General features: G+C 71.7%; 9 protein-coding genes and 1 pseudogene. 7 read left to right on the top strand and 3 right to left on the bottom strand.

Annotation, left to right across the window (positions count from 1 at the left end):
- Positions 1-8: 8 nt before the first annotated feature.
- From LUW87_RS10005 to LUW87_RS09980, 6 genes and pseudogenes are all read left to right on the top strand, one after another.
- Positions 9-743, top strand: a complete 735-nt coding sequence (locus LUW87_RS10005; RefSeq protein ID WP_232671034.1) for an MBL fold metallo-hydrolase — start codon at positions 9-11, stop codon at positions 741-743.
- Between the two features lie 105 nt (positions 744-848).
- Positions 849-1136 (top strand): annotated as a pseudogene (locus tag LUW87_RS10000) (alkyl sulfatase dimerization domain-containing protein); the annotation flags it as partial.
- A 132-nt stretch (positions 1137-1268) separates the two neighbouring features.
- On the top strand, positions 1269-1529 hold the full coding sequence (locus tag LUW87_RS09995) for a LapA family protein (protein WP_232671032.1): 261 nt from the start codon (positions 1269-1271) through the stop codon (positions 1527-1529).
- A gap of 100 nt (positions 1530-1629) precedes the next feature.
- Complete coding sequence (locus LUW87_RS09990; protein ID WP_232671031.1) at positions 1630-2919, top strand: alpha/beta hydrolase family protein; 1290 nt, start codon at positions 1630-1632, stop codon at positions 2917-2919.
- Between the two features lie 203 nt (positions 2920-3122).
- Complete coding sequence (locus tag LUW87_RS09985; protein ID WP_232671030.1) at positions 3123-7754, top strand: PKD domain-containing protein; 4632 nt, start codon at positions 3123-3125, stop codon at positions 7752-7754.
- A 161-nt stretch (positions 7755-7915) separates the two neighbouring features.
- On the top strand, positions 7916-8446 hold the full coding sequence (locus LUW87_RS09980) for a DUF4395 domain-containing protein (RefSeq protein ID WP_232671029.1): 531 nt from the start codon (positions 7916-7918) through the stop codon (positions 8444-8446).
- A 45-nt stretch (positions 8447-8491) separates the two neighbouring features.
- On the opposite strand, the gene LUW87_RS09975 is transcribed toward LUW87_RS09980, so the two are convergent.
- From LUW87_RS09975 to ald, 3 genes are all read right to left on the bottom strand, one after another.
- On the bottom strand, positions 8492-9328 hold the full coding sequence (locus LUW87_RS09975; protein WP_232671028.1) for a carbon-nitrogen hydrolase family protein: 837 nt from the start codon (positions 9326-9328) through the stop codon (positions 8492-8494).
- 154 nt (positions 9329-9482) lie between these two features.
- Positions 9483-10028, bottom strand: coding sequence for a hypothetical protein (locus LUW87_RS09970; RefSeq protein WP_232671027.1), 546 nt, complete (start codon positions 10026-10028; stop codon positions 9483-9485).
- Positions 10029-10087: 59 nt separating this feature from the next.
- The gene (gene ald / locus LUW87_RS09965) at positions 10088-11215 is read right to left on the bottom strand and encodes an alanine dehydrogenase (RefSeq protein ID WP_232671026.1); all 1128 of its coding nucleotides are present in this window, start codon (positions 11213-11215) and stop codon (positions 10088-10090) included.
- Positions 11216-11296: 81 nt separating this feature from the next.
- Between ald and LUW87_RS09960 the strand changes: the two genes are divergently transcribed.
- On the top strand, positions 11297-12514 hold the full coding sequence (locus tag LUW87_RS09960; protein ID WP_232671025.1) for an acyl-CoA dehydrogenase family protein: 1218 nt from the start codon (positions 11297-11299) through the stop codon (positions 12512-12514).
- The last annotated feature ends 16 nt before the right edge of the window (positions 12515-12530 follow it).

Raw genomic sequence — 12530 nt, 5'->3', positions numbered from 1 at the left:
ATGGCCTCATGTCCGACGCCGCTGCCGCTCCCAGCCGCCTCTACTTCCGCCAGCTGCTGGCGGGACGAGACATCGCCACCCAGGACCCGGTGGCCCGCCAGATGGTCAACTTCGTCTACCTCGTGGGCGACCGCGAGACGGGCGAGGCGGTGGCCATCGACCCGGCCTACGACATCGGCGGCATCCTCGACGTCGTGGAGGCCGACGGCATGCGCCTCACCGGCGCGCTGGCCACCCACTACCACCCCGACCACGTGGGCGGCGACATGATGGGCTACGGCATCGAGGGCGTCCACGAGCTCCTGGCCCGCACCCAGGTGCCGGTGCACGTGCAGGCCGACGAGGCCCCCTACGTCCAGAAGGTCACCGACCTCGAGACCACCGACCTCGTCACCCACCACAGCGGCGACACCGTCATGGTCGGCGAGATCCCCATCGAGCTCATCCACACGCCCGGGCACACGCCGGGCAGCCAGTGCTTCTTCGTCGACGGCATGCTCGTCTCGGGCGACACGCTCTTCCTCGAGGGCTGCGGCCGCACCGACCTCCCCGGAGGCGACGCCGCCGCCCTGTACGAGAGCGTCACCCAGAAGCTGGCCAAGGTGCCCGACGACGCCATCCTCTTCCCGGGCCACCTCTACTCACCCCAGCCGTCGGCGCCCATGGGCGAGACCCGCCGCACCAACTTCGTGTTCCGCCCCCGCAACGTGCAGGAGTGGCTGTCGATGCTCGGCGCCGGTTGAGGCGCACCGGAGGCCACTGAGGGGAGACAGGCGTGACCGACCTGCTCGAGCTGTCCGCCCGCTTCGTCGACGGCGCCGTGGCCGGGGGAGCCATCCCCGGCGCCCGACGCCGAGGTGGCCGGCGAGGTGGCCGCTCTCGCCGGCGGCGCGGCGGTGCTGGTCGCCCGGGCCGAGGCGCTGAGCGCGGCGGCCAGCGACGCCGACGGGCACCGACTGGCCTGCCAGCTGGCCGAGTGGGCGGTGCAGGCCGACCCCGACGACCGCACCGCGCGGGCGGTGGCCGCCGAGGTCTACCGGGCCCGCCGCCGGGCCGAGCGCTCGCTCATGGCCAAGGGCATCTACGGCGCCGCCGCCGAGCGCTACGAGAGCGACGGGCCGACCGGAGCCGGTTGACCACGGGGTCGGGTGGTCCCGGTGCCCGGGTGGCTCCGGCGCCTCGGATGGCCCTGGTGACCCGGATGGTTCCGGCGACTCGAACCCTGCCCCCGTAACATCGACCACGGACGCCCACGAGAGGGGATCGGCATGGCTGACCAGACGCACGAGCACGGCCCGCCCAAGAGCTCACTGCCCGTCGGGGCCGGCGGCATCACCTTGATCGTGGCGATCGTGCTGCTGCTGGTGTTCATGTTGCAGAACACCAAATCGGTCACCATCGACTTCTTGTTGTGGAGCTTCACGTCCCCGTTGTGGGGGGTGATCCTCGGCTCGGCCATCGTCGGTGCCGCGGCCTGGCTGGGGTTCGGGGCCATCCGCCAGCATCGCAAGACGTCCAAGGCCACCTGACCCACCTGGTCGGGGCCGGCCGGCCGACATCCGCCCGGCGAGCCACACCGGCGGGTCCAAGGGTCCGTGCACCCGCTCGACCCGACAGCACCGTCATCCGGTGGGCAAGACTGGCCGGATCACTGGCGGACGACCCGTCGACCTGGGGGGACACGTGCACCACATCACCGACGACGCCGAGACGCGCCCGGCCATCCGACGACCGCGCACGGCCGTGGTGGCCGCCCTGGGCTTCTCCATGGTGCTGCTCGCCGCCTGCAGCAGCTCGTCCGACGACGGTGGCGGTGATGGCACCACGACCACCACGGTTCCCGCTGTCGAGCCCGTCGACTTCAGTGGCCCGGGCCCCTACGAGGTGGGCACCACCACCATCGACATGGGCGACCGGGTGGCCTACGTCTTCTACCCGGCCGATGCTGCCGCCACGGCCGAGGCCGAGGTGGTCGACGGCTACAGCTCGGCGGTGGCCTTCCCCGAGGCCGTGCGCGCCGTCATGCCCGAGCAGTTCGTGCAGGACATCCCCCTCGACGCCTACCGCGACGTCGCCCCCTCCCCCGATGGCCCCTTCCCGGTGATCATCCACTCCCACGGCTTCGGGGGTTACGCCGCCTACGCCTCGCAGCACTTCGAGCACATGGCCTCGTGGGGGTTCGTGACCGCGTCGCCGGAGCACGTCGAACGTGACCTGGCCGCCTCCGCGCTGGGCACGGTCGAGCGGGGTGCCGACGTGGAGGTGTTGCGCGCCACCTACGCCGAGCTCGAGGAGGCCGACGCCGGCGGTCTCCTCGCCGGCTCGATGGACCTCGACCAGCTCGCCGTCGAGGGCCACAGCGCCGGGGGCTCGGCGGTGATGAGCTTCGCCGCCGACCCCGAGGTGAAGACCGTGATCGGCCAGGCCCCCGGGCCGGGCGTCGACGTCGACCCCGAGGCACCCGATCGGGAGGCGGCGCTCACTGCGGCCTACGCGGATGCCACCCCGCCGGACAAGCCGTCGATGATCCTCGCCGGTGAGGTGGACGCCACCATCCCGCTCACCTCGGTGGACCTGCTCTTCGACTGGTTGGCCCCACCCAAGCGCTACGCCGTGCTGGCTGCCGCCGGCCACAATGCCTTCACCGACCTGTGCGCCCCCATCCGGGCCCAGGGCGGCCTCACCCAGTTCGCCGGGACGTTGCCGGTGCCCGACCAGCTGCTGGAGCTGGGCGAGGACGGCTGCACCGAGGGCGACCTCGAGCCCGAGCTGGGGTACCGGATCATCGACCACCTGACCGTGGCCCAGCTGCGAGACGTGTTCGGGATCGACGCCGAGGTGGCCGCCGCCTCGCTCGAGCAGGCCTGGTTGGAGGAGCTGTTCCCGGGCGCTCTGGCTCGCTACGAGTACGTGCCCTAGCGCGACGCCGTCGATCTCGCGGGACGGCGCGAACAGCGGCTGACCAGCGGGAACGTCCTCCGGACTGGGTCGTTCGGCCCAGTGTTAGCCGGCGCGGTGTTCGCGGTGCGTTCGCGGTCGATCTCTAGGTTCCACCACGTTCGACGGAACTCCTGGAGACGAGCATGCCCTCGATTCGACGTGTCCTGACCATCTTCGTGCTGATGGCTGTGTTGGCGAGCCTGTTGGCGGTGGTCCCCGAGACGATCGATCCGGCGCCGGCCGACGCCAAGGCCGCGCCCGCGGTCCCCCTTCCGGACTGTGAGCGCGATGGGTCGGGGAACCCGATCGGTGGTGCATGTCCCGTCGAGCACGAGGACGTGACCATGACCGGCGGTGGTCGGTTCAGCGAGGGGACGCGGCTGGACTTCGAGCTCGTCCCGACGATGGGCCCGTGCCACGCGTGGCCCAATCGCGGCGTCTGGAGCCCCTCGCCCTGCTACCTGGACGTCACCTGGGGCATCGGTGGCTGTGCGTACCTCGACATGGCGAGCGGCGTCGTGAACTCGTCGGTGAGCTGCGCCGGCAGCTACCTCGAGCCGCCCGGCACCTCGGTCCCGTCGGTGACATACCACAACGACATGTGGATGCCAGGGGGCCCCCGCAACGTGTGTGGCGGGTCGCCTTCCTTCAATGTCTACGTCTACGGCGGACCGGCCAACGTCGACGGGGCCATCTGGTCGCAGCGAGGCCCCGACGCGGCGAAGTGTGGCATCACATGGAACACCCCCAGGCCCGACGGCCTGTACGGACCGACCTGGGTCAAGGTGCGCGGCACCATGCGGGTGGTCACCGAGTCGGGGAGCTCCGACACCTACTCGTCCATGACGGCCGAGGCCTGGGTCCCCTGGGACGGCGACCTGCGCAACCCCGGGCCCGATGCTGCCTTCGAGGTCGAGGAGCGCGGTGGCGGGGAGTTCCGGTTCGTGAACACCAGCACCCACGAGCAGGACCTGGCCATGACCTACGAGTGGGACTTCGCCGGTGAGGACAGCTCCACCGCCACCAGCCCTCTCCACGTCTTCGACACGCCGGGCACCAAGTCGATCAGCCTCACCGCCGAGGACAGCGACGGCTTCACCGATTCCGCCAGCCAGTCCGTGGAGGTGCCGGCGCCGCCGCTCGACGTGTGGCTCACCGTCCCCCAGCTCCCCGACGGCACCGGGGTGCTACCGGCCGACGAGCCCTTCGACATCGAGGTGCACCTCTCCGCCCCTTCGGCGGTTGGTCCCGAGCAGACCGTGGGCGACCTGAGCGCGGTGGTGCCGGTCGGCGCCGCCGGTGCCGCGCTCACCATCCCGCCCTGGCTGGAGATCGTGGAGGCGCCGACGATCCCGGCCGAGGGGTTCACCCTTCAGCGGGGCGCGTCACCCACCACGTTGGTGTGGACGGTGGAACCGACCACCACGGGCCGGTTCACCGCCCGGAGCAACTGGCAGGGTGAGGACGCCTCGGGTGCGGTGGCCGGGCCCACCGAGGCCGAGCTGAACAGCCGGGTCGGTCGCGAGCTCGACGTGACCGTCGAGCTCGATCCGAACCCCATCGACATCGAGGCCGAGGACGGCGAGATCACTCCGGGGGAGGTCGTCGCCACCGTGACGGCCGAGAACACGGCGCCGGTCGCCATCGAGGGCATCACCTGGCCCGAGGAGCTCGAACTGGTCCGTACGGACGGCTCGACCGTGGCCGAGGTGCGGATCGAGCAGACCTTCGGTCCCCGTCTCCCGGATGGTGCCGAGGGACCGGTCGACCCGGGTCCGTTCACCCTGCAGCCCCAGGAGGAACGCGCCGTCGAGTACGTGCTCGAGGTCGGCGCCGACGGGACCTGGGACGTCGAGGCCCTGCTCACCTACGCCGACCCCGGCGGGGCCACGTCGGCCTCGCAGGGGGTAGGGGAGCTGAAGGCCACGGTCGGGTCGCCCCTGGCGATCGAGATGGAGACCAGCACCGGTGAGCTCACCGGATGGCTGACCGGGGGTGACGAGGTGAAGGTCTACGTCGACCTCGTGAACCTCTCCACGGTGAACGAGCTCGAGATCGACATGTCGCAGATGGAAGTGGTCGCCGCCCGCAACGCCGGGTTCCGACCCCTCCGGCCCCTCGATGCCACCCTCTCCGCCGAAGCGTGCGCGCTACCACCGGGCAAGGTCACCATCGCCCCCGGCGAGACCCTCTCCTACCACGGCCTGCTGCTCACCTCTGCTGGTGGGGCCACGCGCTCCGAGCTCGGCTTCGAGCTCCCGGGTGGCATCCAGATCGAACCCGATGGCACCGAGACCGAGCTCGATCCGACCACCTACTCTCTCTCGCCCGACCCGTTGGAGCTGCTCTACAACGTCAACACGTCGGTGGACATGCACCCCGACTGGGACGCCGGTGACTACGCCACGTTCGCCTGGTACGCCACCGACGCCTTCTTCGTCGGGGTCGGCGAGTGGATGTACAACGCCGTCCACGGCGTCGTCACGCTCATGGAGCTGGCCTCCGACTGGGAGAACCTCACGGAGGCGGGTGGCTGGTTGGCCGCCACCTCGTTGAAGGCGGCCAAGCTCTACGTGGACTTCTGGGTCTTCATGGGTCCGGCCGAGAAGGCGGCGTTCATCGCCGAGGCCGGCCAGAAGGCCTACGACCTCGGCATCGAGGCCGGCATGGCCGTGGCCGACGCCGAGAACCAGCGGGCCGCGGCCGAGGCGCTGCTGCCCGGGTGGTTCGCCGACATCGAGCAGGCCTACGCCACCAACGACCCTGCCCTGCTCGGCGAGGTCTGGGGCCGGGCCGGGGGCAACGTGGCCGCCGAGGTGGCCTCGTGCCTGATCCCGACCGCCAAGTGGAAGGGCTCCTACAGCCAACTCGCGGAAGCTGCCGGTGAGGAGGCGGCGCAGCAGACCGCGGCTGCGGCTCGTCTGGCCAGGGCCGGGTCGGGTGAGGCCCAGCGCCAGGTGGCCCGCCAGGCCGCGGTGAACGGTGGCCGGGTCACCGAGTCGGTGGCCACGCGCCTGTGGGGCGTGGGCTACGCCGCCTTCGAGGCGATGGACGAGTTCGCCCGATCGAACAACCTGCTCATCACGCTGCGGGATCGCACCCCCGGTTCCATCGAGCGGTTGGCGCAGGGCTTCATCGAGAAGATGGAGCACATGAAGCTCAAGAACGTGCGGGCCGAGCTCGACGGGCCCCTCGGGTACCTCGACGACCACGCCGACATCGTGGCGTTCAAGAAGCCCATCCCCGACGACGAGCTCCAGCAGGTGCTGAACGGGATCGCCGATCCGGATCTGCGGGCCGAGGTGGCCACGCGCCATGCCAAGCGGTCCGGCGAGTGGGACGACTACTACGACCTCTACCGCTCGTGGGAGAAGGATGGCTTCCCGTCGGCCTTCGAGCACGGCACCAACATCTCCGGTGGCCGCACCGGCGACAACCGCCTGCCGTTCCGGCTGAACGAGGTGAAGGGTCCCGACGGTGAGGTGATCCCGGACTACTTCGTGCCCGAGGTGTTCGTCGACGGGGACTGGCGGGGCTTCACCGGCGACATCGACATCGTCGACATCCGCCACGCCTCGGGCCGCTCGCTCAACAGCAGCGAGGCCCGCAAGGTCTACGAGTGGTTCGCCGACTCGCCGATCAACCTGCGTCACGGCGACACCCTGCACTGGTTCGAGCACGACGAGCTCAACCCCTTGAAGATCTTCAAGATCAAGGTGAGCCAGCTCAAGGACTTCTTCGTCAACGGCCCGGACAAGCTGCTGCAGTTCTCGCCCGACGGCGCCCGAGCCGTGCAGCTCGATCCGGAGAAGACCCTGCTGGTCGACCGCACCGTGGGTTCGGCCGAGCGGGCCACCTATGCCACCTACGACGGCGGCTACCAGCACGCCCTCACCCAGGTGAGCACGGTGTCGATCAACGGCAAGCTGCTCGAGTTCAACCTCGACCAGCTCAACCCGGCACTGCTGTGGACGGCGCCGGCCGGGTGGATCCTCGGCGACGCAGACCCCGACGCCCCGCTCGGCATCTGCCAGCCGGTGGCCGACGCCGCCGACGGGCTCATCGTGCGCCAGCACGCCACCGACCCGGTCCTCGAGGTCTACGACGAGGCCACCTCCACGTGGTCCACCTACGACACCGCCGCCTGCCAGGCGACGACGGGATCGAGCCCGCTGGCCGCCGGTGCGGCGTCGCCGGCGGCCGACGAGGGCGACGGGTCCGTCCCGTTGGCTTACAAGCCCCAGACCATCCTGACCGAGCCGGCCGGTGCCGGGGAGACCACCCTCGAGATCGCCGAGCTCCCGGAGATGGCTCCCGAGGCGTACCCGGGCGACTGGTTCGAGGTGGGCGACGAGATCGTGATCGCCCCCGGCACCGACAACGAGGAGCGCCACACGATCGCCGGCTTCGGGTCGCTGATCACCGCCGAGCCCCTGGCCCACGAGCACCCGCGGGGCACCATGGTGTCGGTCCTGAACCGGCCCGCGGCGACGGACCCCGTCGACCCGACGGACCCCGTCGACCCGACGGATCCCACGGACCCGACCGACCCGACCGATCCCACGGACCCGATCGACCTGACGAACCCGACTGATCCGGCCGGTCCCGGTGGAGCAGGCCCGGGCACCGACGGGTCGGGCGGGGTCGACGGGCCGACGCTCGCCGGCTCGGAGTCGGCCGCGCCGGTGACCCCCACGGGCACGCTGCCCTACACGGGTGGCTCCACCACCGGGTGGGTGCCCATGGCCCTGGTGCTGCTGGCCGCCGGTGCGGCCCTCACCGTGCTGGGTGCCTTGCGCCGCCGAGGCCGCTGACCGCCCGAGGACCCGATCCCTTCACAGCTCGCGGGAACCGAGCCGGGCCCGACAGGTCGATCCGCACCTGTCGGGCCACTGGCTCGGGTCCCGACCTCGAATCCCGACCTGTTGGGTAGGCTTTCGGCATGGCGACACCCCGCCGTGCCGAGGAGCCGAACATGACCCAGTCCGAACGACCCCGCTTTCGGCCGGCCGACCTCTTCGGCTTCCCCGACCCGGTCAACGAGGTCTCGGCCCGGCTGGTGGCCGCCGGCGTGGTGGCGATGGTGGTGACCACGGTGCTCACCGGCTGGCGCTGGCTCCCCTTCGTCATCGCCTACGGCTTCGTGGCCCGGGTGCTCACCGGTCCCACTGCCAGCCCCCTCGGCCAGTTGGTGACCCGGGTGATCACGCCTCGGCTGCCGATCGCGCCGAGGCTGGTGCCGGGCCCGCCCAAGCGCTTCGCCCAGGGCATCGGGGTGGCCTTCTCGCTGACGGCGGTCGCCCTCACCCTGGCCGGGGCGTGGACGGCGGCCCAGGTGGTGCTCGGCCTGCTGGCCGCCGCCGCGTTCTTGGAGGCCGCCTTGGGCCTGTGCCTGGGGTGCAAGGCCTTCGCCGTGCTCATGCGTCTCGGCATCGTTCCCGACAGCGTGTGCGAGCGCTGCAACGACCTGTGGGGCACCGATGACCCCGCCACGTCACCCGCCTGACGCATCGGTTGCTCGGTCCGACGGGCGAGGCCGCCGAGCCGGGCCTCAGCCCTCGCCGTCGGGCCAGCGATAGGCCGAGGGCCGGCGGTTGGCCAGGCTGGGCAGGCGCTCGCGCAGCTCGGCCTGGGCCCGGAGGTCGATGTCGGCGGTGACGACCGTGTCGCCCTCCTCGGGCGCCTCGGCCAGCACCGTGCCCCAGGCGTCGACGACCATCGAGCGGCCGTGGTTCACGATGCCGTTGGGGGCCTCGCCCCACTGGTCGGCCGCCACCAGGGCCATGGTGCTCTCCACCGCCCGAGCCCGCACGAGGAGCTCCCAGTGGGCCCGGCCCGTGGCCGCGGTGAAGGCGGCGGGCACGGCGACGACGGAGGCTCCCAGCAGGGCCTCGATGCGGTACAGCTCGGGGAAGCGCAGGTCGTAGCAGACGGTGAGACCCACGGTCGGTGCCGCCGGGAGGGTGTCGAGCGTGTGGACCACGGGCCCGTCGCCGGCGGCGAAGGTGTCCGACTCCCGGTTGGCGGCCCCGTCCACGGTCACGTCGAAGAGGTGGACCTTGCGGTAGTGGGCGACGAGGCGGCCGTCGGGTGCGAACAGCGGTGAGGTGTTGAACAGCCGACCGCCGTCGGCCCGCTCCACGAAGCTGCCCGCCACCAGCCAGACGCCGGTCTCCCGGGCCAGCCTCGAGGCCCACTCGACGGTCGGGCCGTGGAGGGGTTCGGCCGCCTCCACCATGGCGGCACGTCGTCCGAGCGAGGCGAACAGCTCGGGCAGCACCACCAGGTCGGCTCCGTCGCTCGCCCCGCGGGCCACCAGCTCGGCGGCTCGACCCCGCGCGGCGTCGCCGTCCGGGGTGCACTGGAGCTGGACGGCGGCGACTCGCACACCTCGACCGTACCGGGCCGACACCTCCTCGACCGGGTCGGGTCTCGGCGCATCGGTGGGGTCGGAGTCGGCCCCGGCATCTGGCGTGAGTCCTGCGGGCCGTCGGGCTGAGCCGTGCGGTCGCCGGGCTCGGCGCGCCCCTCAGGACTGGTTCTCAGGGTCGGGCGCGCCACTCGTGGCGCCCGTCGCGCACCGCGGTGGCCGACACCGGGTGGTGGGCGGGGTCGGTGTCGAGCACGACCACGGCGAGGTCGCACGGTGGGTCCGCCCCCGGGTCCTGGCCGGGCAGGGTCCAAGGCGGTCGGGGCGCCAGGGCGAGGAGGGGGAGGCGTCGCAGGGCCTCGTCGCGCCGTTCGGCCGAGCCGTACCAGGAGGGGTCGAGCAGCTGGTGCCACTTGTCGGCGCCGAGGACCACCACGTCGTAGCCCACGGCGATGTCGGCCAGCAGGCTCTGCGGCGTGGTGCGCACCCCCAGCCACGGACGGCGGTCGGCCAGCTCGTGCAGGGCGGCCAGGCGGTCCTCGGTGGGGCTGAGGCGCCCGTCGTCCTTGCCCAGGGTGGTCACCGAGATGGTGAGGTCCAGGCGATCGAGTCCGCAGCGGGCGACGGCCGCCTCGGCCACGTGGAGGTGGGCGACGGTGACCGGATCGAACGAGCCCGGGTACACCCCGGTCCGTGGCGGCGTCCGTGCAGGGGTCATCGGGATCGAGCGTACCGAGGACCCCGCCCGGGAGCCGTACGCCGCCCGGTGCCGGTGGGTCAGGCGCCGAGGGCGTCGTGCACGTCGACGGGCTCTCGGCCGAGCGCCTCGGCGACCGCCGGGTTGACCACCGCACCACCGGCGGTGTTCACCCCGAGGGCCAGACCCCGGTCGCGTCGGCAGGCCTCGGCGGGACCGAGCTCGGCCACGTCGGCGACGTAGGGCAGCGTCGAGTTGGTGAGAGCGTGGGTGGAGGTGTTCGGCACCGCTCCGGGCATGTTGCCCACGGCGTAGTGCAGCACCCCGTGGCGCTCGAACACCGGGTCGGTGTGGGTGGTCTCGTGCGAGGTCTCCACGCATCCCCCCTGGTCGATGGCCACGTCGACGATGACGGTGCCCGGCTTCATGGCCCGCACCATGTCCTCGGTGACCACCGTGGGCGCCCGCCCTCCGGGGACCAGCACCGCGCCGATGACCAGGTCGGCCTCGGCGATGACCCGTTCCATCATCCCCCGGTTGGACGTCAGGGTGATGATGCGGCCCATCTGGATCTGGTCGGCGTAGCGCAGCCGGTCGGCGTTCTTGTCGAGCAGGTGGACCTCGGCCTGCAGCCCGGCCGCCATCCACGCCGCGTTCCAGCCCACGTTGCCGGCGCCGATGACCGCCACCCGGGCGGGGTGGACACCGGGCACGCCCCCGAGGAGGACGCCCCGCCCGCCGTTGTGGCGCTCGAGGAAGTGGGCGCCGACCTGCACGCTCATGCGTCCGGCGACCTCGCTCATGGGAGCGAGGAGGGGGAGGCGTCGGTGGGCGTCCTCCACGGTCTCGTAGGCCAAGGCGGTCACACCGCCGGCCAGGAGGGCGTCGGCCACCGCCGGGTAGGCGGCCAGGTGGAGGTAGGTGAACAGCACCAGGCCGTCGCGGAAGTGGGCGAACTCTTCTTCGAGGGGCTCCTTGACCTTGCAGACCATGCCGGCGCGAGCCCACAGCTCGGCGGCGTCGTCGACGAGGGTGGCCCCGGCCCGGGCGAAGTCGTCGTCGGGGATCGACGAGTCGACCCCGGCCCCCCGCTCGACGAGCACCTCGACGCCGCGGTGCAGCAACTCGCGGACGCCGTCGGGGGTGAGGGCGACGCGGTGCTCCTCGGCCTTGAGCTCTCGGGGGACGCCGACGGTGAGCGGTTCCACCCCATCGACCCTACGGCGGCTTGGGCGACGCGGCCGCGCGCGGGACATGATGGGAGGGAGACGCATCCAGGGGGAGCCGTAGTGAACTTCGACGAGACACCGGAAGAGGCCGCGTTCCGCGAGGAGTGCCGGGCGTTCCTGGCCCAGCACGGGGAGCAGAAGGAGCCGGGCCGGCTGCGGGTCACCATGAGCACGATGGCCGAGGACGAAGAGGCCCACGTGAAGGCCTGCCGTGACTGGCAGCGCACCAAGGCCGAGAACGGCTGGGCCGGCCTCACCTGGCCCGAGGCGTACGGCGGTCGGGGCCTCACCGGCTTGATGCAGGGGATCTTCCTGGAGGAGGAGGCCCGCTACGACCTGCCCGTCGGCATGTTCGCCCAGGCCATCGGCATGGTCGGGCCCACCATCATCACGCACGGCACCGAGGAGCAGAAGCAGGAGTTCCTGGCGCCGATCCTGCGCGGCGAGCAGGTGTGGTGCCAGCTCTTCAGCGAGCCCAACGCCGGCTCCGACCTGGCGTCGTTGGCGTGCCGGGCGGTGCGCGACGGCGACGAGTACGTCGTCAACGGCCAGAAGGTCTGGACCTCCTCGGCGCACGTCTCGGACTGGGGCATGTTGCTGGTCCGCACCGATCTCGACGCCCCCAAGCACAAGGGCATCACCTACCTGCTCGTCGACATGCGCACGCCGGGCATCGAGGTGCGCCCCCTTCGCCAGGCCACCGGTGGGGCCGAGTTCAACGAGGTCTTCCTCACCGACGTCCGCGTCCCGGTGGCCAACACCCTCGGCCCCGAGAACGGGGGTTGGGGGGTGGCCATGACCACCCTCACCAGCGAGCGCGCCGACATCGGCTCCGGCCACGGCATGGGGTGGGACACGGTGCTCGACCTGGCCCGCCGCTGCGGGGTCACCGACGATCCGGTGATGCGCCAGAAGCTCGTGGAGCTCTTCACCAGCTACGAGATCAGCCGGTTCATGGGCTATCGGATCCGTACCGCGGCCAGCCAGGGCGTGGCGCCGGGTCCCGAGGTCTCGGTCATGAAGATCGCGGTGTCGGACCGCTTGGCCTTCCAGGGCGACCTGGTCGAGTCGATCCAGGGGGCGTCGGGCATGCTCTGGGGCGAGGACGCCAACGACGACGGCTACTGGCAGTCGATGGTCTTCACCGGGCAGTGGATGGCCCGCATCGGCGGGGGCACCGAGGACGTGCAGCGCAACATCGTCGGCGAGCGTGTGCTGGGCCTGCCCCGGGAGCCCAGCAACGACCGCACCACTCCGTTCCGAGACCTGCTCAAGTAGCCGAGATCGGGCCCGC

The sequence above is a fragment of the Rhabdothermincola salaria genome, assembly GCF_021246445.1.
GTDB lineage: Bacteria > Actinomycetota > Acidimicrobiia > Acidimicrobiales > Acidimicrobilacustridaceae > Rhabdothermincola_A > Rhabdothermincola_A salaria.
The sequence above is the reverse complement of the archived record's forward strand: the minus strand, read 5'-3'. Positions and strand labels throughout refer to the sequence as shown.

What these genes read in the sequence shown, in the direction of transcription:
- LUW87_RS09985 (WP_232671030.1), top strand. Translation starts at nt 3,123, where the DNA reads ATGGCTGTGTTGGCGAGCCTGTTGGCGGTGGTCCCCGAGACGATCGAT.
- LUW87_RS09995 (WP_232671032.1), top strand. Translation starts at nt 1,269, where the DNA reads ATGGCTGACCAGACGCACGAGCACGGCCCGCCCAAGAGCTCACTGCCC.
- LUW87_RS09980 (WP_232671029.1), top strand. Translation starts at nt 7,916, where the DNA reads ATGACCCAGTCCGAACGACCCCGCTTTCGGCCGGCCGACCTCTTCGGC.
- LUW87_RS09970 (WP_232671027.1), bottom strand. Translation starts at nt 10,028, where the DNA reads ATGACCCCTGCACGGACGCCGCCACGGACCGGGGTGTACCCGGGCTCG.
- LUW87_RS10005 (WP_232671034.1), top strand. Translation starts at nt 9, where the DNA reads ATGTCCGACGCCGCTGCCGCTCCCAGCCGCCTCTACTTCCGCCAGCTG.